24 protein-coding genes are annotated in these 23913 nt (G+C 66.4%); 14 read left to right on the top strand and 10 right to left on the bottom strand.

Annotation, left to right across the window (positions count from 1 at the left end):
• Positions 1–143 precede the first annotated feature (143 nt).
• Complete coding sequence (locus RT697_RS02130; RefSeq protein ID WP_313696780.1) at positions 144–578, top strand: hypothetical protein; 435 nt, start codon at positions 144–146, stop codon at positions 576–578.
• A gap of 28 nt (positions 579–606) precedes the next feature.
• On the opposite strand, the gene RT697_RS02125 is transcribed toward RT697_RS02130, so the two are convergent.
• Together RT697_RS02125 and RT697_RS02120 are read right to left on the bottom strand one after the other, a co-directional pair.
• On the bottom strand, positions 607–993 hold the full coding sequence (locus RT697_RS02125) for a hypothetical protein (protein WP_313696779.1): 387 nt from the start codon (positions 991–993) through the stop codon (positions 607–609).
• Positions 994–1130: 137 nt separating this feature from the next.
• Positions 1131–2456: a dicarboxylate/amino acid:cation symporter gene (locus tag RT697_RS02120; protein WP_313696778.1), complete on the bottom strand. Its 1326-nt coding sequence runs from the start codon at positions 2454–2456 to the stop codon at positions 1131–1133.
• A gap of 272 nt (positions 2457–2728) precedes the next feature.
• Between RT697_RS02120 and RT697_RS02115 the strand changes: the two genes are divergently transcribed.
• Together RT697_RS02115 and fba are read left to right on the top strand one after the other, a co-directional pair.
• Complete coding sequence (locus RT697_RS02115) at positions 2729–3628, top strand: SMP-30/gluconolactonase/LRE family protein (RefSeq protein ID WP_313696777.1); 900 nt, start codon at positions 2729–2731, stop codon at positions 3626–3628.
• Between the two features lie 216 nt (positions 3629–3844).
• Positions 3845–4909 (top strand): class II fructose-bisphosphate aldolase, encoded by a 1065-nt coding sequence (gene fba / locus RT697_RS02110; protein WP_056570916.1) that lies wholly within the window; start codon positions 3845–3847, stop codon positions 4907–4909.
• Between the two features lie 112 nt (positions 4910–5021).
• Here the strand turns inward: fba and RT697_RS02105 are convergent, their stop codons facing one another.
• Positions 5022–5474 (bottom strand): GFA family protein, encoded by a 453-nt coding sequence (locus tag RT697_RS02105; protein WP_313696776.1) that lies wholly within the window; start codon positions 5472–5474, stop codon positions 5022–5024.
• A gap of 243 nt (positions 5475–5717) precedes the next feature.
• On the opposite strand from RT697_RS02105, the gene RT697_RS02100 reads away from it, so the two are divergent.
• The 6 genes from RT697_RS02100 (at position 5718) to RT697_RS02075 (ending at position 10687) form a co-directional block, all read left to right on the top strand.
• Positions 5718–6599: a phosphoribosylaminoimidazolesuccinocarboxamide synthase gene (locus tag RT697_RS02100; protein ID WP_313696775.1), complete on the top strand. Its 882-nt coding sequence runs from the start codon at positions 5718–5720 to the stop codon at positions 6597–6599.
• A 464-nt stretch (positions 6600–7063) separates the two neighbouring features.
• Positions 7064–7222, top strand: coding sequence for a DUF5993 family protein (locus tag RT697_RS02095; protein ID WP_313696774.1), 159 nt, complete (start codon positions 7064–7066; stop codon positions 7220–7222).
• A gap of 10 nt (positions 7223–7232) precedes the next feature.
• Entirely contained in the window at positions 7233–7805 is a 573-nt protein-coding gene (locus tag RT697_RS02090) for a disulfide bond formation protein B (protein ID WP_313696773.1), read from the top strand.
• Between the two features lie 103 nt (positions 7806–7908).
• Positions 7909–8430 (top strand): 5-(carboxyamino)imidazole ribonucleotide mutase, encoded by a 522-nt coding sequence (gene purE / locus RT697_RS02085; RefSeq protein WP_056570908.1) that lies wholly within the window; start codon positions 7909–7911, stop codon positions 8428–8430.
• A gap of 5 nt (positions 8431–8435) precedes the next feature.
• Positions 8436–9626: a 5-(carboxyamino)imidazole ribonucleotide synthase gene (locus tag RT697_RS02080; RefSeq protein ID WP_313696772.1), complete on the top strand. Its 1191-nt coding sequence runs from the start codon at positions 8436–8438 to the stop codon at positions 9624–9626.
• Between the two features lie 11 nt (positions 9627–9637).
• Positions 9638–10687 (top strand): L-threonylcarbamoyladenylate synthase, encoded by a 1050-nt coding sequence (locus tag RT697_RS02075; RefSeq protein ID WP_313696771.1) that lies wholly within the window; start codon positions 9638–9640, stop codon positions 10685–10687.
• A 9-nt stretch (positions 10688–10696) separates the two neighbouring features.
• Here the strand turns inward: RT697_RS02075 and RT697_RS02070 are convergent, their stop codons facing one another.
• The 4 genes from RT697_RS02070 to RT697_RS02055 are packed head-to-tail and all read right to left on the bottom strand — an operon-like array spanning position 10697 to position 13934.
• Positions 10697–11524, bottom strand: coding sequence for an IclR family transcriptional regulator C-terminal domain-containing protein (locus RT697_RS02070; RefSeq protein ID WP_313696770.1), 828 nt, complete (start codon positions 11522–11524; stop codon positions 10697–10699).
• Positions 11524–12165 carry a 3-oxoacid CoA-transferase subunit B gene (locus tag RT697_RS02065; protein WP_312434111.1) on the bottom strand — a complete coding sequence of 214 codons (642 nt, stop codon included), beginning with the start codon at positions 12163–12165 and terminating at the stop codon, positions 11524–11526. Before RT697_RS02065 ends, RT697_RS02070 begins: the two co-directional genes overlap by 1 nt.
• Before the next feature lie 26 nt (positions 12166–12191).
• On the bottom strand, positions 12192–12872 hold the full coding sequence (locus RT697_RS02060) for a 3-oxoacid CoA-transferase subunit A (RefSeq protein ID WP_313696769.1): 681 nt from the start codon (positions 12870–12872) through the stop codon (positions 12192–12194).
• A gap of 42 nt (positions 12873–12914) precedes the next feature.
• Positions 12915–13934: a tripartite tricarboxylate transporter substrate binding protein gene (locus RT697_RS02055; protein WP_313696768.1), complete on the bottom strand. Its 1020-nt coding sequence runs from the start codon at positions 13932–13934 to the stop codon at positions 12915–12917.
• Between the two features lie 356 nt (positions 13935–14290).
• Here RT697_RS02055 and RT697_RS02050 point away from each other — a divergent pair, with 356 nt between their 5' ends.
• The 5 genes from RT697_RS02050 to RT697_RS02030 all read left to right on the top strand — a co-directional run bounded on the left by RT697_RS02050 (position 14291) and on the right by RT697_RS02030 (position 21250).
• Complete coding sequence (locus RT697_RS02050) at positions 14291–15313, top strand: amino acid ABC transporter substrate-binding protein (protein WP_063953202.1); 1023 nt, start codon at positions 14291–14293, stop codon at positions 15311–15313.
• Between the two features lie 197 nt (positions 15314–15510).
• The gene (locus RT697_RS02045) at positions 15511–16029 is read left to right on the top strand and encodes a sigma-70 family RNA polymerase sigma factor (RefSeq protein ID WP_313696767.1); all 519 of its coding nucleotides are present in this window, start codon (positions 15511–15513) and stop codon (positions 16027–16029) included.
• A complete protein-coding gene (locus tag RT697_RS02040; RefSeq protein WP_313696766.1) occupies positions 16026–16988 on the top strand; it encodes a FecR domain-containing protein in 963 nt (320 codons plus the stop codon). The genes RT697_RS02045 and RT697_RS02040 overlap by 4 nt, the downstream gene beginning before the upstream one ends.
• 98 nt (positions 16989–17086) lie before the next feature.
• Positions 17087–19492 carry a TonB-dependent siderophore receptor gene (locus tag RT697_RS02035; protein ID WP_313696765.1) on the top strand — a complete coding sequence of 802 codons (2406 nt, stop codon included), beginning with the start codon at positions 17087–17089 and terminating at the stop codon, positions 19490–19492.
• Between the two features lie 198 nt (positions 19493–19690).
• Positions 19691–21250, top strand: coding sequence for an acetolactate synthase large subunit (locus RT697_RS02030; RefSeq protein ID WP_313696764.1), 1560 nt, complete (start codon positions 19691–19693; stop codon positions 21248–21250).
• Positions 21251–21305: 55 nt separating this feature from the next.
• Here the strand turns inward: RT697_RS02030 and RT697_RS02025 are convergent, their stop codons facing one another.
• Genes RT697_RS02025 through RT697_RS02015 form a run of 3 tightly spaced genes read right to left on the bottom strand, consistent with a single transcriptional unit; the run spans position 21306 to position 23897 of the window.
• Complete coding sequence (locus RT697_RS02025; protein WP_175125886.1) at positions 21306–22016, bottom strand: ABC transporter ATP-binding protein; 711 nt, start codon at positions 22014–22016, stop codon at positions 21306–21308.
• On the bottom strand, positions 22016–22774 hold the full coding sequence (locus tag RT697_RS02020) for an ABC transporter ATP-binding protein (protein WP_313696763.1): 759 nt from the start codon (positions 22772–22774) through the stop codon (positions 22016–22018). The genes RT697_RS02025 and RT697_RS02020 overlap by 1 nt, the downstream gene beginning before the upstream one ends.
• Entirely contained in the window at positions 22767–23897 is a 1131-nt protein-coding gene (locus RT697_RS02015) for a branched-chain amino acid ABC transporter permease (protein ID WP_313696762.1), read from the bottom strand. The genes RT697_RS02020 and RT697_RS02015 overlap by 8 nt, the downstream gene beginning before the upstream one ends.
• Positions 23898–23913: the final 16 nt, after the last annotated feature.

Here is a 23913-nt window from a genome sequence, read left to right as displayed (position 1 = left end):
ACCTGCGCATGTCCTAGGCGCAAAAACGTCGCTTCCCGCCACAGACGCAGGAGCCGGCATCTGGTTAAATGGCTGAAAGGCCTCACAGCCTGGGGCAAGCCGCTGCCTTTTCCGGCTTGCCGTTTCAATTTACGGAGCCCCCGATGGCACGATTCAATTTCACCCAGGACCTCGAAGAACCCGATCTGTGGGCGGCGGAAAACGTCCCCGCCGGAGAGGGCCGGCCCCCCATCCACGTCATGATCCAGACCGACGGCGAAGAACCCCTTGCCGGCGCCTCCAAGGTGGTCAAGGGCATCCTCGACAACCTGGACGAACAGATTCTCGCCGCGGCCGAGTTCCTCCTCGACAACTATTCGTACGAGCACTACAAAAAGCTCGGCATCGAAGATGACCAGCTCCTGGCCGAAGAAACCGCCGAAGCCATGGCCGAAAAAGCCGTGCTGCGCGCGCTGTGGCTGTTCGACGAAGACGGCGACGGCTACGAACTGTGGTTCACGCTGCCCTGGGATCCGGTGCATACCTACGACGTGGAATTCGAAGACGGCGCACCCGTCTCGTGTTCCGTGAACGACTAAGACGATCATTCCGCGCAAGCGGGCAGGCTCAGCGCGCCAGTTCGTATTTGGTCGCCAGCGTCTGCCCCAGCGATTCGTCGTACTTGTAGCGCACCTTCAGCGGCTTGCCGCGCAGGATGTTGCGCGCCGCCACATTTTCCAGCACCACGTCGACGTCCTTGTTCACGAACTCGGCGCAGTCGGTGTCCGCCCGCTCGCCGTCCGGTATGTCGGCGGCCTTCACCTTCAGCTTGAACAGCACCTGCGTCAGTTCCGTGCCGTCGGTACGGAACTGGCGGAAGGTGGTGGGAAACGTGGCCACGGTGCCGGCAAGGTCGCAAGAGATGCGGGTCCAGCCATGCGCGGCGGGAACGGCGGCAAACAGGCCAGCGGCAAGCGCGGCGGCTGCGGCCGCCCGGGAAGACAGAAGATTCATGGTGTGCGGGCCAGACGCGGCGCCCATGCGCGCCGCGCCGGTACGTGGTCGAAATGGGCCTTTATGTTGCGCCCGGCCGCCCGCGCCGGTCAAGCGGGCGCCACCCATGAAAAACGGGCCATTGCGGCCCGCTTTGCTTATGCGTTCTGACTGGCGGTCCGGCCGGGCCGCGCCTCGTCCGGGGTCTGCGCGGACGCGGTATTTTCGTTGTCCTCTTCGCTGCCTTCTTCGCTGCCTGCTTCCTTGCCTTCCAGCTTGGCGATCACGGCCGTGGCCAGGCTGTTGCCGACCACGTTCGTGGCGGTGCGGCCCATGTCGAAGAACTGGTCGATGCCCATGATGAGCAGCAGGCCGGCTTCCGGCAGATGGAACATCGGCAGCGTCGCGGCCACCACGACCAGCGACGCGCGCGCCACGCCGGCCATGCCCTTGCTGGTCACCATCAGCACCAGCAGCAGCGTCAGTTGCTGCGTGAAGCTCATCTCGATGTTGTAGGCCTGCGCGATGAACAGCACCGCGAACGACTGATACATCATCGAGCCGTCCAGGTTGAACGAATAGCCCAGCGGCAGCACGAACCCCGAGATGCGCTTGGACACGCCGAAACGCGCCAGCGCCTCGATCGTCTTGGGATAGGCCGATTCGCTGCTCGCGGTCGAGAAAGCCAGCAGGGTCGGTTCCTTGATGAGGCCGCCCAGGCGGAACGTGGACTTGCCCAGGAACAGGTAGCCGACGCCGAACAGAATGGCCCACAGCAGCGCCAGACCGAGATAGAACTCGCCAATCAGCTTGCCGTAGCTGACCAGCACGCCCAGGCCTTCCGTGGTGATGGCGGCGGCCATGGCGGCGAACACCCCCAGCGGCGCAAAGCGCATCACATAGTCGGTCACGCGGAACATGATCTTGGCCAGTTCGTCGATCATGTTGTAGATCGTGTTGTGGCCCTTGCCGCGGATGAACGACAGCGCCGCGCCGAAGAACAGCGAGAACACCAGAATTTGCAGGATCTCGTTGTTGGCCATCGCTTCGGCGATGCTCTTGGGGAACACGTGCGCGATGAACGCCTTCAGCGTGAAATCGCCCGTCTTCAGGCCCGAAGTCACGCCCACGTCCGGGATCGCCAGGTTCATGTGTGCGCCGGGCTGGAAGATGTTGACCAGCGCCAGGCCCAGCAGCAGAGAAATCGCCGAGGCGGCGATGAACCAGATCATGGCGCGCATGCCGATGCGGCCCACCGCGCTGGCGTCGCTCATGCTGGCCAGGCCGGTCACCAGCGTGGCGAACACGAGCGGCGCAATGATCATCTTGATCATGCGCAGGAAGATGTCCGTGACCAGGCTGAAATACGAGGCGATCTGCTTCGCCTCTTCCGGGGTTTGCGCGAACTTGTTGCAGACATAGCCCACCACGATGCCCAGCACCATGGCGATGCCGATATAACGCGTCAGCTTCTTAGTGTTCATGTTCAAAACGGAATACGGGGAGCCGCCGCTTGGCCAGGGGCCGGATCCGCCGGCATGAGGCGGGGGGCGGGCGGTCCGGTGACGGACATGCCAAGGGTCCGGGTGTTGCTGGGGTTAACCCTTGGGGCGCGATGTTAACGCCGTGAACCTGACAGCTAGTTGTCAGTTCGGGGACGGATCGGCCGTGCCAGAATGCCCCTTCCGGCCTCATCAGGAAGGCCGGGCGCCACCTGGGAACCAGCCCCGCGCGGGGCGACAAAGGAGACAAAGCAATGCCAAATCGCGAATTGTCCGTACTGGCTTCCGGTTACACCTATCTGGAAGGGCTGCGCTGGCATGAAGGCCGCCTGTGGGCCTCGGACTTCTATACCGGGCAGGTCATTACCGTGACGCTCCAGGGGGCGGTGGACCGTGTCTGTCTGGTCCCGCAGCAACCGTCGGGGCTGGGCTGGCTGCCCGACGGGCGTCTGCTGATCTCGTCCATGAAAGACCGCAAGGTGCTGCGACGCGAGGCGGACGGCACGCTGTCGGTCCACGCCGACCTGTCCGCGCTGACCGGCGGCCATATCAACGACATGGTGGTGGACGCGCAGGGCCGCGCCTACGTGGGCAATTTCGGGTTCGACATCATGGCGGGCGAACCCGTCCGCACGACGACGCTGGTGCGCGTGGACCCGGACGGCGTGGCGCAGGTGGTGGCGGACGGCCTGTGCTTTCCCAACGGCTCGTTCATCACGCCCGACGGCAAGACCTTGATCGTCAACGAAACCTTTGCCAACCGGATTTCCGAATTCGACATCGAACCCAACGGCGTCCTGGGTCCGCGCCGCGACTGGGCCAACTTCGGCGAGCTGCCGGACACTGACGACCTGACCGCCTTGATCGCGGCGTCCCACATCGCCCCTGACGGCGGCGCGCTGGACGAGGAGGGCGCACTCTGGGTGGGCGACGCCATCGGCAAGCGCATCGTGCGTGTCGAGCGCGGCGGAAGGATTCTTGAGCAGATCGATACCGGCGAGTTCGGCATCTTCGCGGCCGCGCTGGGCGGCCCGGACGGCAAGACGCTGTTCATGGCCGCCGCGCCGGATTTCGTCGAAGCCAACCGGCGCGCCAAACCGCAGGCCCGCATCCTGACCACCCGGGTCGACGTGCCGCACGCGGGCAGGCCCTAGGCCACAAGCGGGGGAAAACAGAGGGAGGGCGCCGCGGCCGTGGTCCGCATGGACGGGGGCGCGGGGCGGATATCAGCCGGCCTACGGCGTCCGGTTTCACCTGAATGGTTAGGATACCGGCCGTTGCAAGACCTTTCTTCGATTCCCCCGTAAAATCACGCCATTCAGCAAGGCTTCAACCATCTCTCAATAGACAGTACCTAAGGAGGACCACTCATGGCCCTAGTCTCCATGCGCCAGTTGCTCGACCACGCCGCCGAGCACGGCTACGGCATTCCGGCTTTCAACGTCAACAACCTGGAACAGGTCCAGGCCATCATGGAAGCCGCGGCGGAGACCGACAGCCCGGTGATCATGCAGGCCTCGGCCGGCGCGCGCAAGTACGCGGGCGAAGGCTTCCTGAAGTACCTGATCCAGGCCGCCGTTGAGTCCTACCCGCACATTCCCGTGGTCATGCACCAGGACCACGGCCAATCGCCCAAGATCTGCCAAGGCGCCATCGACCTGGGCTTCTCCAGCGTCATGATGGACGGCTCGCTGAAAGAAGACGGCAAGACCATCGCTGACTACGACTACAACGTCGAAGTCACCAAGAAGGTCGTCGACATCGCGCACAAGCTGGGCGTGACCGTCGAAGGCGAACTCGGCTGCCTGGGTTCCCTGGAAACCATGGAAGGCGACAAGGAAGACGGCCACGGCGCCGACGGCAAGCTGACCATGGATCAGCTCCTGACCGATCCGGAACAAGCCGCCGACTTCGTGCGCCGCACGCAACTGGACGCCCTGGCGATTGCCATCGGCACCAGCCATGGCGCCTACAAGTTCACGCGCAAGCCCACCGGCGACATCCTGTCGATCTCCCGCATCAAGGAAATCCACGCCCGCCTGCCCAACACCCACCTGGTGATGCACGGCAGCTCCAGCGTGCCGCAGGAACTGCTGGCCGAGATCCGTGAATTCGGCGGCAACATGAAGGAAACCTACGGCGTGCCCGTCGAGGAAATCCAGGAAGCCATCAAGTACGGCGTGCGCAAGATCAATATCGACACCGATATCCGTCTGGCCATGACCGGCGCGATCCGCCGCTTCTTTGCCGAGAACCCCGAGAAGTTCGACCCGCGCGAATACCTCAAGCCCGCCCGCGCCGCCGCCAAGGCCATCTGTGTCGCTCGCTACACGGAATTCGGCACCGCCGGCAACGCCAGCAAGATCAAGGCGCTGCCGCTGACCGAGATCGCCGCGCAATACGCGTCGGGCAAGCTGTCGCAGGTTGTGCAGTAAGCAGTAAGGTCTCCGCCTGCGCCGCCTTCACGCGAGGGCGGCCCCGGTAAGTGAAAGAGCCGGTCCCCGAGGGCCGGCTCTTTCTGTTTGTGCGGTCGGTGATGAAAACGCGTTACGCCGGCGAATTCTTCGCGAAGCTCGGCACCGTCCGGTCGACGTGGTGCCACGACGGCGCCGAGTCCGTCCACAGGCTCACCTTGGAATGAAACGCTTCAGGGTCGTCCAGCGATCCCGCGCGCACGACTTCATAGCCCATGCCTTCCGAGCCGCCGAACAGCGGCGTGCCACAGGACGCACAGAAGCTGCGCATGACGGTGTGGCCGGAATCGCCCTGGTAGCGGTGTTCCTTGGGCTGGCCGCGCAGCAGCGTGACGGTTCCTGCCGGGAAGATCAGGGCGTGGGCCGGCGCGCCGCCGCTGGAATACTGGCAGTCCCGGCAATGACAGGTGGCGGCAGTGATGGGCTCGTCGGTGAGGGCGTAGCGGATGGCGCCGCACTGGCAGCCGCCAGTCATGTGGACCTGCGCGTCGGCGTGGGGCATGCGTTTGGGGGAAGCATCCTGCATACGGCTTTGTCTCCGGACGGTGTTGCGCCGTGACGCCTGGGGCGGCCGGCGCGAATCATGGATGGGAAAGGAAGCCTACTCCGCGCCCCGACCGGCGGCAAGGCGAACTTATTTGCAGTAATCTATGCGCTTTGCGGGAGCCGCCGTCCGGCGCCGCTTCCGCCCAGTGTCCGATTTCGTTTCCCTTCCCGCCCTGGCGCCCGCCCGCGGCGGGAATGTTCATTTTTGCCATAGGCCATTCCCGTGACTTCTGCTTTGCATGAATCCAGCATCAAGTCCCTGCCGCTGCTGGGACGCGGCAAGGTGCGCGATATGTACGCCGTCGGCGACGACAAGTTGCTGATCGTCGCGTCGGATCGCATTTCCGCATTCGACGTGATCCTTGACGACCCCATTCCCGGCAAGGGACAGGTGCTGACCGAACTGACCGAATTCTGGCTGCAGAAGCTGTCGCACATCCTGCCCAACCACTCGACCGGCGTGAAGCCCGAAGATGTGGTCGCCCCCGACGAAGTGGACCAGGTGCGCGGCCGCGCCGTGGTGGTCAAGCGTCTGAAGCCCATCCTGGTGGAAGCGGTGGCCCGCGGCTACCTGATCGGTTCGGGCTGGAAGGACTACCAGGCAACCGGCGCCGTGTGCGGCATCAAGCTGCCGGCCGGCCTGCAACAGGCCAGCAAGCTGCCCGAGCCCATCTTCACGCCCGCCGCCAAGGCCGAGTTCGGCATGCACGACGAGAACGTGGACTTCGCGCACGTGGTCAAGGAAGTCGGCCAGGAAATGGCCGAGCGCATCCGCGACGTCACGCTCAAGCTCTACGCCGAGGCCGCCAGCTTCGCGGCCACCAAGGGCATCATCATCGCCGACACCAAGTTCGAATTCGGCCTGGACGACAACGGCACCTTGCACTTGATGGACGAAGTGCTGACGCCCGATTCGTCGCGCTTCTGGCCCGCCGACGGCTACCGCGTCGGCATCAGCCCCCCGTCGTTCGACAAGCAGTTCGTGCGCGACTGGCTCGAAACGCAAACGTGGGACAAGACCCCGCCCGCGCCGCGCCTGCCGCAGGAAGTGCTGGAAAAGACGGCTGCAAAGTACCGCGAAGCCCTGGACCGCCTGATTGCCTGATCGGCCCAGCACTGAAAAACCCGCTCCCGCCGAGCGGGTTTTTTTTCGTCGCGTGTTCTTAACCGGCGCCTCCACCCGGTGTCTGACACCCTTGCGTGAGAGGATCTTTATCTTGAGCCGGCGGCCCAAGGGTGTCAGACACCGGCCGCACCGCCGCCACAGCCTCAACGAGGTGTCTGACACCTTGGAAGCCTCAACCCGGTCTCTGACAGCGCTGACGCAGGTGTGTGCGCTGACGCAGGTGTCTGACACCCTGGTGAGACGCGCTTCAAGCTGAGACGACAGCCAAAGGGTGTCAGACACCGGCCGAGTCTGAGCCGCTGCCAAAGGGTGTCAGACACCGCCCAACCCTGCGCCAACCCAACTCCCGGGCAAACCCCCATTTTTGACGCGAAATTATTTCGGATTGTTACGCTATACTCGTCCGCTGCTTGATACGGGATTTCCGAGAAAAGGAGCGCCGCATGGTGATGATGCTGCCCTTTGTGACTGGGACGCTGGCAGTTTGGTTTGGTCTCGTGGGCCGGCGCCGTCCGTGCGTGACGTTCTGGCTGCTGACATTGGCCATCTTAGCCGCCTGGTGCAAATACCACATGACCAGTCCGCTGGCGCTGTCCCTGTGAAGCGGCGGCGATGATCTTTTCCAGCAATCCGGCGCGCGGCTCGCGCATCCTCAATGCCCTGGCGCTGCTCGGGGTCACTGCAATTCTCTGCATGGCCTTCGCCTGGCAATTCGCCTACGACGAACTGCCATGTCCGCTGTGCCTGCTGCAGCGCGTCGCGCTGATTCTTGCCGGGATCGGTTTCCTCCTGAACATGCGATTGGGCCCGTCGCCGATGCACTATGCGATGAGCATTGCCGGCGCGCTGGGCGGCATGCTGGCTGCGGGACGGCAGGTCCTGCTGCACATCGCCCCGGGCGACGCGGGCTACGGCACCCCCTTTCTTGGCGTGCACTTCTATACCTGGGCCTTCGTTGCCTTCATCGCAATCATCGTGTTCTGCGTCGTCATGCTGTGCGTGGACCGCAAGTGGGGCGACAGCATGCTCAAAAGGCCCGTCTCGATGCTGGGCATGGTGGTCATGGCCCTGTTTTTCATCGTCGCCCTGGCCAACGCCGGCAGCACCACGCTGCAATGCGGTTTCGGCCCTTGCCCGGACGATCCGGTCAGCTACCTTTGGCTGAAAAGCGCCACGTTGCCATAGCGGTCTTCGGCGCCGGGTAAAATAGCGGGTTTCGCGGGCAGGTCCCGCGGTCCCCCGACATTTCGCGGCGCGTGCGCCGTGTCTCAACTACTAGACACCGGTTATGACAGACCAGACTTCCGCAGCGGCGCAAGCCTCCCCCGTGGTGGGCGTGATTATGGGATCTTCCAGCGATTGGGAGGTCATGAAGCACGCGGTGACGATGCTGGAGGATTTCGGCGTGGCCTACGAGGCGCGCGTCATCTCCGCGCACCGCATGCCGCAGGACATGGCCGAATACGGCGCCGCGGCGCACCAGCGCGGCCTGCGCGGCATCATCGCCGGCGCCGGCGGCGCGGCGCACCTGCCGGGCATGATGGCCGCCCTGACCGAAGTGCCGGTGTTCGGCGTGCCGGTCCCCTCCAAATACCTGCGCGGCGAAGACTCGCTGCTCTCCATCGTGCAGATGCCCAAGGGCGTGCCGGTGGCCACCTTCGCCATCGGCGAAGCCGGCGCCGCCAATGCCGCGCTGCACGTGATCGCCACGTTGGCGGGCACCGATGCCGGTCTGCACGCAAAGCTGGTGGCGTTCCGCGCCCGCCAGACGCAGGCCGCGCGCGACATGAAGGTTCCGCCCGAGGCCTGATGCGAATGACTCAATCGACTCCTTTCCTGATCGCGCCCGGCGGCTGGCTGGGCATGCTGGGCGGCGGCCAACTGGGCCGCATGTTCTGTCACGCCGCGCAAAGCCTGGGCTACAAGGTCGCGGTGCTGGACCCGGCCGCGGAATGTCCGGCCGGCATGGTCGCCGACCTGCACATCCAGGCCGCCTATGACGACGAGGCGGGTCTGGCTCGTTTGGCGCAGACGTGCCAGGCCGTCACCACCGAATTCGAGAACGTCCCCGCGGACAGCCTGCGCGCGCTGGCGACCCAGTGCCGCGTCAGCCCGGCGGGCGACGCCGTGGCCATCGTGCAGGATCGCATCGCCGAGAAGACCTTCATCGCCGCGCAAGGCATCCCGGTCGCGCCGCACGCTGCGATCCGCAGCGAAGCCGATCTGAACGCCGCATCCGACGCGCTGTTCCCCGGCATCCTCAAGGTCGCGCGCCTGGGTTACGACGGCAAGGGCCAGGCCCGCATCAACACGCGCCAGGAAGCGATTGCCGCCTTCGCCGAATTCGGCGGCGTGGCCTGCGTGCTGGAAGCGCTGATGCCGCTGGATTACGAGATCTCGGTCGTGCTCGCGCGCGGTTTCGACGGCACAAGCATGGTGTTTCCCGTGGCGCGCAACGTGCATGTCGACGGCATCCTGGCCGTGTCCACCGCGGCGCCCGTGCAGCAGGACGCCGCCCACGCCGAACGCCAGGCCCGCGCCACCGAAGCCGCCCAGGCCATCGCGCAGGGCCTGGGCTACCACGGCGTGCTGTGCGTGGAATTCTTCGTGCTCAAGGACGGCAGCCTGATCGTCAACGAGATCGCGCCGCGTCCGCACAACAGCGGCCATTACACGATCGACGCCTGCGTCACCAGCCAGTTCGAGCAGCAGGCGCGCGCCATGGCCGGCCTGCCGCTGGGCGGCACCGATCTGCTGGCGCCCGCCGTCATGCTGAACATCCTGGGCGACATCTGGTATGCCGATGCCACGGGCGATGCGCAACGCGAACCCGATTGGGCGGCCGCGCTGGCCGTGCCGTCGGCCAAGCTGCACCTGTACGGCAAGCGCGAGGCGCGCCGCGGCCGCAAGATGGGTCACATCACCATCGTGGCGGCCACCTTGCAGCAGGCCCGTGACGACGCCGCCCGCGTGGCCGCCGTGCTGGGCATGCAGGCGCCCGAGTAAGCGACACGCCGATGTCTTCATCCCAGTCCGCCTCCGCCAGCGCCGCGGAAATCGCCCACGCCGCCCAGCGCATGCTGGACGGCGAACTGGCCGCCTTTCCGACCGAGACCGTCTACGGTTTGGGCGCGGACGCTGAAAACCCGCAGGCCGTCGCCAAGATCTACGCGGCCAAGGGCCGGCCGTCGAACCATCCCGTCATCGTGCATATCGCGCCGCAGGGCGACGTGGCGTATTGGGCGGCGCACGTGCCGCCCGAGGCGCAACTGCTCATCGACGCATTCTGGCCCGGTCCGCTGACCTTGATCCTGAAACGCGCGCCGCATATCGTCGACACGGTGAGCGGCGGGCAGGACAGCATCGGCATCCGTTGTCCGTCGCATCCGGTGGCGCAGGCGCTGCTGGCGGCGTTTGCGGCCGGCAAGCCGAACGGGCAGGGCGGGGTGGCGGCGCCGTCGGCCAACAAGTTTGGCCAGGTGTCGCCCACCCGCGCCGAACACGTGCGCAACGAGTTCCTGGACGAAGTCGCGGCCGGCATGCCCGTGCTGGAAGGCGGCGCGTCGGAAGTGGGTATCGAATCCACCATTCTCGACCTGTCGCGCCTGGATCGCGGCGCGGGCCCCGTGCTGCTGCGGCCCGGCCACATCAGCGCCGCGCAGATCGAGGCCGTGCTGGGTGTGCAGGTCTTTGCGCCCGACGCCGCCGCGCCGCGCGCGTCCGGCACATTGAAGGCGCATTACGCGCCGCGCACGCCGCTGGAATTGGCCAGCGAGGCCCGCATGAACGATGTGCTGGCGGGACGCAATCTGCCCGAAGGCCGCGTGGTGCTGGTGGCCTACGGCCCGCAACCTGCCGCAGCCGATCCCCGCGTGCAGTGGCAGCCGGTATCCGCGGACCCGGCGCGCTATGCGCAGGCGCTGTATGGCCTGCTGCGCGATCTGGACGGCCAGGGGTATGCGCGCATCATCGTGCAGGCGCCCCCCGCCACCGATGACTGGCACGCGGTCAACGACCGCATCGGCCGCGCCGCCGCGGCCTTCACGCTGGACACCACCGGCCTGTAACCTGGCGGCTCACGCGGCCAGGAATTCCCCGATCCGTTCCACGGCCTGCCGCAAGGGCGGCAGGAAGTCGTCCTGCAGACGGCTGAGCGGCACGCGCGCCGCCTTCACGCTGACGTTCACGGCCCCACAGGCCTTGCCGCTGGCCGAGCGCACCGCGACCGAGATCGCGCGCACATTCAATTCCAGTTCCTGGTCGACCACCGCATAGCCCTGCTCGCGGATGCGCGCCAGTTCCGCGCGCAGTTTCACCTCGGTGGTCAGCGTGAATTCGGTATAGGGCTGCAGGTCGGTCGCCGCGAAATACCGCGCCAGCGCGGGCTCCGGCAGCTCCGCCAGCAGCACGCGCCCGATCGACGTGCAATACGCGGGCAGGCGGCTGCCCAACCCCATCGACGTGGCGAGCAGACGGTTCACCTCGGACCGCGCGAGGTACAGCATCTCGTGGCCTTCCATGATGGCAAGCGCGCAGGTCTCGTTCACGGTCGCGCTCAATTCTTCCAGCACGGGCTGCGCCAGCGAGACGAACGGCGTCGACGAAAAGTACGCATAGCCCAGCCCCAGAATGCGCGGCGTCAGCACGTAGAGCCGCCCGTGCTGTTCGGCCATGCCCAAGAGGATCAACGTGTGCAGGCAGCGCTGCACGACCGCGCGCGGAAGACCCGCGCGCCGGCTCAGTTCGGCGGCGGTCTGCGGATGGCGGCGCGTGCCGAACGCGCGAATGACGTGCAGGCCGCGCGCCAGCGTCAGCATGTAGTCCGGGTCCCCGCGCAATTGGTCGGGGTGGTCTTCGGCGGCGGGCGGCGCGGCGTAGCCGGGTGGAGGAAGGTTGGGCAGCATCAGCCTGCCCGCAGGGGGGCGCCGGTGCGCGTCTGCAGTTCGGTCAGCGTCATGCCGTCGATCATATCCCGGACCACCAGGCCGTCCGGCGTGACGTCGATGACCGCGAGGTCGGTGTAGATGCGGTCCACCACGCCGGCGCCGGTCAGCGGATAGGTGCAGCGCTCGACGATCTTGGGATCGCCGTTCTTGCTGTTGTGCTCCATCATGATGAACACGCTGCGCGCGCCCACGGCCAGGTCCATCGCGCCGCCGACGGCCGGCGCTTCGCCGGGCTTGTTCAGCGACCAGTTCGCGAGGTCTCCGTTGGCCGCGACTTGCATGCCGCCCATGACGCAGATGTCCAGATGGCCGCCGCGCATCATCGCGAACGAGTCCGCGTGATGGAAGTACGAGCCGCCCGTCAGCAGCGTTACGGGCTGCTTGCCCGCGTTGATGAGATCCAGGTTGATGTCGGCCTCGGCCGGGGGCGGACCCATGCCGAGGATGCCGTTCTCGCTGTGCAGCACGATCTCGCGGCCTTCGGGCAAATGGGCGGCCACCAGCACCGGCATGCCGATGCCCAGGTTCACGTAGCTGCCGTCGGGAATGTCCAAAGCCAGGCGGCGGGCCATGGCTTCGCGGGTCAAGGGATGAAACATGCGGGCTCCTGCACGCGCAGATGGCGTTAACTGGAAAAGGCGGCGTTGGGGACTTCGGTCACGCGCTTGACGAAGATGCCCGGCGTCACCACGGCTTCGGGCGGCAGCTCGCCCAACTCGGCCTTGGCGCGCACCTGCACGATGGTGGTCTTGGCGGCCATGCACATGATGGGTCCGAAGTTGCGCGCGCTCATGTTGTAGGTCAGGTTGCCCCAGCGGTCGCCGCGGTCGGCCTTGACCAGCGCAAAGTCGCCATGCAACGGTTCCTCGAACACGTGGCCGCGACCATTGATGATGCGGGTCTCCTTGCCGCGGGCAAGTTCGGTGCCGTAGGCGGTGGGCGTGAAAAAGCCGCCCAGTCCGGCGCCGGCCGCTCGCAAGCGTTCGGCGATGGTGCCTTGCGGCACGCATTCGAGTTCGATGCGGCCTTGCCGGTAGAGCTCGTCGAAGACCCACGAGTGCGAGGCCTTCGGGAACGAGCAGATCACCTTGCGCACGCGTCCGGCCTTGACCAGCGCGGCGAGGCCCGTCTCGCGATTGCCGGCGTTGTTGCTGACCACCGTGAGTTCGCGCGCGCCCTGGTCGATCAGGGCGTGGATCAGTTCGGTGGGCATGCCGGCGCCGCCGAACCCGCTGATGAGCACGATGGCGCCGTCGTGCACGTCCGCAACGGCAGCGTCGGGCGTGTCGATGAACTTGTCGATCATGGAGGGCTCCGATGAGGCGGGCGCTACGGCGCCCGGCCCTGTTCAGTTCACGGTGATGTTGGCCTGCTTGATGATCTCGGCGTAGCGCGCCGAGTCCTTCTTCATCAATTCGGCAAACTCCGCCGGCGTGCCGCCCACCGGCAGAAAGCCAGCATCCACGAACTTCTGCCGCACGTCCGGCTCCTTGACGATCTCGCTGATCTCGCGCGCCATGCGTTCGATGATCGGCTTGGGCGTATTGGCCGGCGCCATCAGGCCGGCCCATGAGCCGGTGACAAAGCCCGGCATGCCGGCTTCTTCCATCGTGGGAATGTCCGGCTCCGTGGGCCAGCGCTCCTTGCCCGTGAACGCCAGCGCCTTCAGGCGATTCTGCTTGACGTACTGCATCGGCACGAGGACGGGATCGAACACCATGCTCACGCGGTTGCCCAGGATGTCGGTCAGTATCGGCGCGCTGCCCTTGTACGCCACGTGCGTCATCGTGATCTTGTTCTGCAGCGCGAAGTCGGCGCCGGTCAGGTGGGCGCTGGATCCGTTGCCGCTGGACGCGTAGGTGAGCTTGTCCGGGTTCTTGCGGGCATACGCCACCAGCTCCGCGACGCTCTTGACGGGAAGCTCGTTCGCCACGAACAGGAACAGCGGCAGGTCCGCCATCTGCACAACAGGCGTCAGGTCCGCGGGCGTGTAACCCAGCTTGTACAGGTGGAAGTTGATGATGTAGGCCGGCAGCATCGACAGGAACGTGTAGCCGTCAGGCTCGGCCTTGGCGGCCAGCGCCGAGCCCAGGCTGCTGTTCGCGCCGGGCCGGTTCTCGACGACGATGGTCTGGTTCAGCCGCGGTCCCAGTTTTTCCATCACGATGCGCGTCACGATGTCGGTGGACCCGCCCGGCGTGTACGGCACGATGATCTTGATCGGCTTGCTGGGCCAGTTGTCGGCCCCGTGCGCGGGACCGGCGGCCAAGCCGGCGGCCGCCAGCGCGGCGAACATGACGTTTTTCAGAACGCGGCGGCGGTCAGTGGCCGCCGGGTGATGGGGCTGCGACTTGCATGCATGTGCCATGGATTTTGTCTCCTCCATGAATCGGCCGATTGCCGCTGCGCGTCTGGGCTTTTGTGTGACGCGACGGCTTTTTTAAGGGGCTGCGGCTTTGCTGACTATCGGACAAAGACGCGAAAAAAGTATGGCATGCAGGGATGGGCGCGACGGCGCATGGCGGCGGCAATAAAGTTCGATCACCGGACACGGGGTCTGTGGTCACCAGTGCATCCTTTTTACGGGTTTTCACTAGCGATTCGCGCGTTGTTCACGCTGTGGACATGCCTTAATCTGGCGGCCGGTCCAGTAAGGCAGGACCTGGTTTCAACTGTCCCCGGCTACGAGCCCAGGGCGGTCATCTATCTCAGGAGAAGCAGAACATGAAGCGGAAATTGATGGTTGCGGCCGGCGCGATTGCCCTGGCCTGCGCGTCCCAGGCGGCGATGGCCGGTCCCACGCTGGACGCGGTGAAAAAGAAGGGATTCGTGCAATGCGGCCTGACGGATGGCGTCTCCGGATTCTCCGCGACGAACAGCAAGGGCGAATGGGAAGGCATGGACGTGGACATCTGTCGCGCGGTGGCGGCGGCGGTGTTTGGCGATGCCTCCAAGTTCAAGGGCACCGCGCTGTCCACCCAGCAACGCTTCACCGCGCTGCAATCGGGCGAGGTCGACGTGCTGCTGCGCACCGTGACGCTGACCCAGACGCGCGACACGTCGCTGGGCCTGTCCGCGGTGGCGGCTAGTTTCTACGACGGCCAGGGCATCCTGGTGAGCAAGAAGCTGGGCGTCAAGAGCGCCAAGGAATTGAACGGCGCCACGGTCTGCGTGCAGCCGGGCACCACCACCGAACTGAACCTGGCCGACTGGTTCCGCGCCAACAACATCGAGTTCAAGCCGGTCGTGATCGACAAGGTGACGGAAGTCGTGCGCGCCTTTGAATCCGGCCGCTGCGATGCCTTCACCGATGACGCCTCGCAACTGGCCGCCGTGCGCGCCACGCAGGTCGCCAATCCAAACGACTACGAGATCCTGCCGGAGCGCTTCTCGAAGGAGCCGCTGGGCCCCATGGTGCGCCAGGGCGACGAAAACTGGCTGGGCATCGTGCGCTGGACGCTGTTCGCGCTGCTGGAGGCCGAGGAATACGGCATCACGCAGAAGAACGTGGACGAAATGCTCAAGAGCAAGAATCCCAACGTGCTGCGCATCCTGGGCGTGACGCCGGGCGCCGGCAAGAACATGGGGCTGGATGAAAAGTGGGCCTACAACGCCATCAAGGCCGTGGGCAACTACAGCGAGGTGTTCGAGCGCAACGTGGGCAAGGACAGCAAGCTGGGCCTGCAACGCGGCACGAACGCGCTGTGGAACCAGGGCGGCGCGATGTATCCGTGGCCGATCCGCTGATCCGGCAACAGCCGTAGCGGACGGACAAGGCAGTCCGTTTTAACCGGCCGTCCGACCTGCGCAAGCCTCCTTCGGGAGGCCTTGCCGCTTCTTGGACGCGACCGCACATGGACGATGAGCGCCGCGGAAAAGGACGCCCTGGAACGTCTGCGTTAGAATGCGAGCGATTCCCATTTGCAGATCCCGCCCGCCGCGCCATGCTTCCGCCTTCCATGCTTACCTCGGACCATCCTCTGCTGGCCCGGATCTACACCGAAGACAGGCCATGGCTGCTGGGCCGCCTCTACACGCGGTTGCGCAACCTGGAAGACGCCGAAGACGTCGCGGGCGACACGTTCGTGCAGCTCATCCAGACGCCGCGGCTCGCCTCCGTGCGAGAGCCGCGCGCGCTCATCATCACCATCGCCAAACGCCTCGTCTGGAAACTGTGGCGCCGCCGCGAGCTGGAAGCCGCGTGGCTGGAAAGCCTGTTCCATCAGGGCGAGCAGTTTGCGCCGTCGCCGCAGGAACAGCTGGCGATCCTGCAGACGCTGCAGCAGGTGGACCAGATGCTCGACGGCCTGTCGGCGAAGGCGCGCGCCGCGTTCCTGTACAGCCAGCTCGATGGCCTGACGCACAAGGAGATCGCCGCCGCGCTGGGCGTGTCGGTCAGCATGGTGCGCCAGTACATCGCGCAGGCGCTGCAGCGCTGCTACGCGCTGACGGACGCGCCATGAGCCGCGAGCAAACCGTGGCCGAGGCCGGGGACCGGGCGATCGGCTTCTGGGTCAAGCTGACCTCGGGCGACGCGACCGATGCCGATCACGCCGCCTGTGCCGCCTGGCGAGCGGCCGATCCGGCCCATGAACTTGCCTGGGCGCGGCTGCAGCAAGGGCTGAGCCAGTCGGTGGGGCGGCTGGAATCGGTCATGAAGAACGAGCACCACGCGCTGCGGCGCACGCTGGTGCGTCCGGCCCGCAGACGCGTGCTGCTGAACGCGGCCGCCCTGGCGGGCGCCGCTGCGGCAGGCGGCTGGGTGGCCAACCGCATCACGCCGCTGGGCAATCTGACGGCCGATCTGGGCACGGCTACGGGCGAACGCCGGACCTACACGCTGCCGGACGGCAGCCTGCTGACCCTGGACGCGCGCAGCCGTGTCGACCTGGATTTCACGGCGGACGCGCGCAACGTTCGATTGCTGGAAGGGGCGCTGGTGGTGCAGCCGCGCACGGGTCTTTCCGCGATGTTTGCGGTGCATACTGCGCACGGGCTGGTTCGCAGCGCGGGCGCGGGCTGCATGGTGCGGCTGGAAGAAGAGGCCAGCCTGGCCGTGGCGTTGCAAAGCAGTATCGAGGTCTTGCCGCGCGAGTCTGCGCCCTTGACGCTGGCGATGGGGCAAGGCGCGCGCTTCGGCGAGGGCTGGGCGGACCGTCCGCAACCGATGGACGACGCCGCCGCGTGGCGCGAGGGATGGCTGAAGGCGCGCGACCAGCCGCTGGGCGAGATCGCGGCCGCGCTGGCCAGCTACCGCACGGGCGTATTGCGCGTCAGCCCGCAGGCTGCCCGCCTGGCGGTGTCCGGTCTCTATCCGCTGGACGACACCGACCGCGCGCTGAGCGCGTTGGAGCATACGTTGCCGATCACCGTCGGCCGCTACACGCGCTGGCTCACCGTGATCGACGTCCGATCGGCCTGAACCGCCTTTTTTCACTTTTTTTCGCACGAGCACTGTCACTTTTCCGATCTCGCGGCACATACCCACATATCACTGTGCGCAACGTATCGGAGACCCTCATGCGCGTTTTGCCTGTTCCCCACGTCCTTAGCCTTGCCGTGGTCCTGGCGGCATCCAGCCTGGGCCAGCCGGCCCACGCCCAGCCGCGGGCGCCCATCGCGTTCGACCTGCCCGCCGGCAGCCTGGACGCCACGCTGACCGAGATTGCGCGGCTGACCCGGACTGTGGTGTCCTACGACTCGCAGCTCGTGCGCGGCCTGAATGCCCCGGCCGTGCGGGGCGTCTACACCACGGACGCGGCGCTGCGCGCCGCCCTGGCGGGCAGCGGACTCGAGTCCACGCAGGCAGCGGACGGCACGCTGACCCTGCGGCGTGCGCCGCCCGAGACCACCACGCTCGCACCGGTCACGGTGTCCGGCAATTTGCCACCCGTGGACACCAGTGACACCTACGTCGTGCAGGTGACGAACAGCGCCACGCGCCTGAATCTGTCGCAGCGCGAGACGCCGCAATCGGTCACGGTGGTGACGCGCCAGCGCATGGACGACCAGTCCATGCGGAACCTGGACGATGTGCTGCAGGCGACCACCGGCATTTCGGTGATTCAGAGCGGTTCAGAGCGCTCGACCTACCAGGCGCGTGGCCAACAGATCGACAACCTGCAGATCGACGGCGTGCCGGTCAACATCACCAACCCGTATTCGTTCGACGCCATCAACAAGCCGACCACCGAGATCTATGACCGGGTCGAGGTTGTGCGCGGCGCCACAGGCCTGCTGGAAGGGGCCGGCAACCCGGCCGCCGCCATCAACCTGGTGCGCAAGCGGCCCGGCTACGAGACGACGGGTGTCATGACGCTGTCGGCGGGATCGTGGGACGACTACCGCACCATGCTCGACGTGTCCTCACCCCTGAACGACGCCAAGACGCTGCGTGGACGCACCGTGATGGCCTACACCAACTCGGGCGACTTCCAGCAACATGCGGGCAAGGAAAACACGCTCTTCTACGGCATCCTGGAGGCCGACATCACGCCCGCCACCACGGTGACGGCGGGCATGACCTACCAGAAGGACCGCAACCAGGGCTATGACTGGTCCGGACTGCCGACGCGGGCCGACGGTTCGTTCTACCCGATGTCGCGCAAGACCGCCCTGGTCGGCGACTGGAACTACGTGAACAAGCGCAACACCAACCTGTTCGCCGACATCAGGCACGAATTCGACAACGGCTGGAAGCTCACCGTGGCCGGGAACTGGCTGTCCGCCAAGTCGGACTTCCTGGGCAACTACACCCAGCGCACCACCGGCGACCTTTTCACACTGAACCCGCGCCTCTTCCATTTCAACGATACGCAGTGGGGCGTGGACGCTTACGCGTCCGGCCCGTTCCAATTGCTGGGCCGCCAGCATGAACTGGTGGTGGGCGCCTCCACGCGCAAGGACGACTTCGACTATCACGGAGGGCGAGACGCCAGCTATCGCTACGTGGTCGACATGAACGATCTGGGCGCGTTCAATCCGCCCGCGCCGACCGGACTGGACGTGGACATGTGGCAGTACAACATCACGCAGAAGCAGCAGGGCATCTACACCGCCGGCCGCTTCAGCCTGACCGACAGTACGACCTTCCTCGTGGGCGCGCGCATGAGCTGGTTCGAATTCGACCGCTTTGCGCAGACCACCATGCGCACGGGAAGCCGCTATGAGCAGCGCGGCAAGGTTACGCCGTATGCCGGCGTAGTGCAGGACTTGAACAAAAACCTGTCGGCCTATGCCAGCTATACCGAAATCTTCAAGCCGCAGGAGAACATTGGCGTCGACGGCAGCGTGCTGCCGCCGATGACGGGGCAGAACTACGAGATCGGCTTGAAGGGCGAGTTCATGGACCGCAAGGTGAACGCCGCGCTGGCGCTGTTCCAGACGGACCAGAAGGGCCGGGCCGACCGGATCTACGACATGGACCTGTGCCCGCCGGGCGTTCTTTCCTGCTTCCGCGCTGCCGAGAAGGTGCGCAACCGTGGCGTGGACTTCGAGATCAACGGCGCCATCACGCCGACCTGGAACGTCAGCCTGGGCTACACCTACACGCAGTCCAAATACGCGCAGGGTCCGCTTGCCGGCCAGACGTTTGCCAGCACCTTTCCGCGTCACCTGCTGAAGGTGTCCACCGATTACCGCCTGCCGGACCAATGGAACAAGCTGCGCGTGGGCGGCTCGGTCTATGCGCAGAGCGGCATCTTCAACACCGGCACGACGGGCGGAGTCGACTACAGGATTTCGCAGGGCGCCTACACGCTGGTCGGCCTGCACGCGGTCTACGACGTCAACAAGAATCTGGCGGTGCAGTTCAATGTGGACAACCTCTTCGACCGGAATTATTACCAGTCGGTGGGCAACACCGACTACTTCAATTACTTCGGCCAGCCCCGCACCTTCCGCCTCGCGCTGCGCGCCACGTTCTGACGGCGCCCCGAACCCGGCGCGGCCGTCCGCTCCCCGGACGCCGCCCTGGTTTGTTCCGCCAAACGGAACCCGCCCGGAATGGTTCCATGCGCGCAAGCCGAAATGGCACTATCGCGAATCCGCCAGGCTCCCTATGATGTCCGTTGCGCGGGTGGCCTTGCCACCCGCCTGCCATTGATAACTACCAGGGAAACAACGATGAACGGCGCCGACAGCCTCTGCGACACCTTGCTTGCCAATGATGTGGACGTTTGCTTTGCAAACCCGGGCACATCCGAGATGCACTTTGTGGCGGCGCTGGATCGCAAGCCCAAGATGCGCTGCGTGCTGGGCCTGTTCGAAGGCGTGGTGACGGGCGCGGCCGACGGCTACGCGCGCATGGCCGACAAGCCGGCCGCGACGCTGCTGCACCTGGGCCCGGGCCTGGGCAATGGCCTGGCGAACCTGCACAACGCCAAGCGCGCCCGCACCCCCATGGTCAACATCGTGGGCGACCACGCCACCTATCACGTCCAGTACGACGCGCCGCTGACCAGCGACGTCGAAGGCGTGGCGCGGCCGATGTCGCACTGGGTCAAGCGCACGATGACGGCGTCGGCCCTGTCCGCGGACGCCGCCGAGGCCGTGGCCGTGGCGCGCCGTTCGCCGGGCAACATCGCCACCCTGATCCTGCCGGCCGACACGGCCTGGACCGAACTGCCCGACAACGCGCCCGCGCCCATCGTGGCCAAGGACGAGCCGCTGGCGCAGACCACGCCCGAGGCCGTGCGCGCCGCAGCCGCCGCCATCCGTTCGGGCGAAGTCACCGTGCTGATGCTGGGCGGCGCCGCGCTGCGCGAGCGCGCCCTGAACGCCGCCGGCCGCATCGCGCGGGCCACGGGCGTGCGACTGGTGTCGGAAACGTCGAACCGCCGCATCGAGCGCGGCGGTGCGCGCACCCCGGTGGACCGCCTGCCGTATCCGATCGACATGGCCGTGGCCAAGCTGAAGGATGTGAAGCATCTGGTGCTGGTGGGCGCAAAGTCGCCGGTCGGCTTTTTTGCCTACCCCGGCAAGCCCAGCCTGCTGGCCCCGCAGGACAGCAACCAGATCGTGCTGGCCACGGCCGACCAGGACCTGCCGCACGCGCTGGAATGGCTGGCCGACGAACTGGGCATCGCCGCCGACGCGCCGCGGCTGCTCGCGCCCGCGCCTAGCTACGAAGTGCCTGCCTCCGGCAAGCTGACCAGTGCCGCGGTCAACGTCCTGGTCGCGCACCACCTGCCCGAGCAGGCCATCGTGTGCGACGAGTCCATCACGCAGGGCCGGGAATTCCCGCTCTACAGCGTCAACAGCGCGCCGCACGACTGGCTGATGCTGACCGGCGGCGCCATCGGCATCGGCCTGCCGATGGCGACCGGCGCGGCGGTCGCTTGCCCCGACCGCAAGGTCGTGACCCTGCAGGCGGACGGCAGCGGCATGTACACGTTGCAGGCCTTGTGGACGCAGGCGCGCGAGAACCTGGATTGCCTGACCATCATCCTGGCCAACCGTTCCTACGCCACGCTGCACGGCGAGATGAAGAACGTGGGCGTGCAGGAGCCGGGCCGCAATGCGCGCCGCATGCTGGACCTGCAGGATCCGCACCTGGAATGGACCCATCTGGCGCGCGGCATGGGCGTGGAAGCCGTCAGCGTGGATACGGTCGAAGGCTTTGCGCGCGCGCTGGCCGAAGGCTTGAAGCGCCGCGGCCCCTTCCTGATCGAAGCGGTGATCTGACGATTGCCGCCGCGGCGCGGGCGCTTTTCGGGCATCTTCCGAAAGCGCCTCGCCGCTACACCCCCAGATAGCGCGTCAACTGCTCGGGCTGGCGGGCAAGCGACGCGCTGTCGCCATCCTGCACAATCAAACCCTTCTCCATGACCAGGCACCGGTCCGTGTGCTCCAGCACCGCGCGGTAGTTGCGGTCCACGATCAGCGTGGACATGCCGGTCGCGCGGATGTCGCGGATGATCCGCCAGATCTCGGCCACGATCAGCGGCGCAAGGCCTTCGGTGGCTTCGTCCAGGATCAAGAGGTCGGGATTCGTCATCAACGCGCGGCCGATGGCCAGCATCTGCTGCTCGCCGCCCGACAGTTGCTGGCCGCCATGGCCCAGGCGCTCGCGCAGGCGCGGAAACGTATCCAGCACGCGCGCGTACGTCCAGTCCTGGCCGGCGCGCTTGCCGGGGCGTGCCGCCACCTGCAGGTTCTCGCGCACGTTCAGGTTGGGAAAGATGCCGCGCCCCTCGGGCACGTAGGCCACGCCCATGCGCGCGATCGCGTGCGGCTGCGCGTGCGTGCAGTCGCTGCCCCGCACCCGCACGTTGCCCTGCGCGCTTTTCACGTGGCCCATCAGGCTGCGGATGAGCGTGGTCTTGCCCATGCCGTTGCGGCCCACCAGACCCACGGATTCTCCTGGCGCGATGTGCATGTCCACACCGCGCAGCACATGGCTGGCGCCGTAGTACACGTGCAGGCCGCCGGCTTCGATCAGCGTGTGCATCAATGCGCTCCTTCGTCTTCGCCCAGGTAGGCGGTGCGCACCTCGGGATTGGCGCGGATCTGCGCGGGCGCGCCGCTGGCGATTGCGCTGCCGTTGACCATCACGGTGATGGTTTCGGCGATGCGGAACACGGCGTCCATGTCGTGCTCGACCAGCAGGATCGCGTGGCCGGCCTTCAGCGTCTGCAGCAGGTCCAGGATGCGGTCGGTTTCCTCGGGACCCATGCCCGCCAGCGGTTCATCCAGCAGCAGTACCTGCGGTTCGCCCGCCAGGCACATCGCGATCTCGAGCTGGCGCTTGCGGCCGTGGGCGAGCAGACCGGCGGGTTGGTGGGCGTCGGCGGCCAGGCCCGTGCGGTCCAGTGCGTCGCCGGCCAGGTCGGCGCTGAGCCGGCAACTGGCGGCATCGCGCCACCAGTGCCAGAACCGCTGCCGGCTGGCCTGCGCGGCGAGCCGGCAGTTCTCAAACACGCTGAGTTCGGGAAAGACCGTGGAACGTTGATAGCTGCGGCCCAGCCCCGCGCGTGCGCGCTCGGGTTGCGGCCACGCGGTGATGTCGCGGCCCGCCAGCGTGACCTGTCCGCTGCTGGCCGCCAGTTCGCCCGACAGGATGTTGATGAGCGTGGACTTGCCCGCCCCATTGGTGCCGATGACGGCGTGCACCTGGCCGCGCTGCAATGCGAGCGACACGCCGTTGACCGCCGTGAGACCGCCGAAACGGCGCGTGACCGCGGTTGCGGCAAGCAGGACATCAGACATGGCGCTCTCCCTGAATCGGCAGGCGGGGGGCAGGCGTCTTGGATGTTGCGCGTGACGACGGGATGGCGTCCCGGCCTGCGACTTTGCTGGCGTCGCTTCGGGTGTCGACTCGGTCGTCCTTGCCTGCGATCTTTCCGCCGTCCGCTACACGCGCCTGCCGGCGTTCGCGCCATTGCGCCGGCAATCCCGCAAGCCCGTTCGGCAGCAGGGCCACCAGCGCGATGATCGCGATGCCCAGCGGCAGATGCCAGTGACGCGCGTAGTCGCCAAACAGATCCTGCGATTGGAACAGCTCCTGCAGCAGCACCATCGTCACGGTCCCCAGCACCGCGCCGCCCAGGCTGCCCATGCCGCCCAGAATCACCATCAGCAGCACCAGCCCGGACTGTTCCCACGCCAGCAGTTCGGGCGTGACGAACCCGTCCTTCAACGCAAACAGAAAGCCCGCCAGCCCTGCCAGCGTGGCGCCGACGACGTACGCGGCCAGCTTGTACGGATAGGTCGAATAGCCCGCCGCGCGCATGCGCTGTTCGTTGATGCGGATGCCGGCCAACGCCGCGCCAAACGGCGAGCGCCGCAGCAGCGCAAGAAAGCCCCACGCTAGCGCCAGGCACGCCAGGACGAAAAAGTAGAACGTGCTGCCATTGCTTAAATCGAACGGCATCCAGCCGCCCAGCGAAAGCTCGGGCCGGAAGTACAGATAGATGCCGTCGCTGCCGCCGCCAATCTTGGTGTCGTGAAAGACGTAATAGGCCATTTGCGAAAAGGCCAGCGTGACCATGATGAAATACACGCCGCGCGTGCGCAGCGCGAGCGCGCCAGTGACCAGCGCATACGCGGCCGCGGCGAGCAGGGCGGCCGGCAGCAGCCACCACAGGCCGGCCGCTTCGGACTCGGGCGACAACAGCGCCGCCACGTAGGCGCCGATGCCGAAGAACGCGGCGTGTCCCAGGCTGACCAGCCCGGCGCCGCCGACCAGCAGTTGCAGGCTGAGCGCGAAGATCGCGTAAATCATGACCTTCACCGCGAGGCCGGTGTAGTAGTCGCTGCCGCTGAACGAAAAGGCGGCCAGCGCCAGCAGCGCCGCGAAGGGCAGAATTCGGTTTAGCAGAGGCGTTCGCATGCGAGGGTCCTTTTGA

The sequence above is a fragment of the Achromobacter sp. genome (assembly GCF_032113835.1).
Taxonomy (GTDB): Bacteria; Pseudomonadota; Gammaproteobacteria; order Burkholderiales; family Burkholderiaceae_B; genus Achromobacter.
Note: the sequence above shows the minus strand (reverse complement) of the source record. Positions and strands in the feature narration are given on the sequence as shown.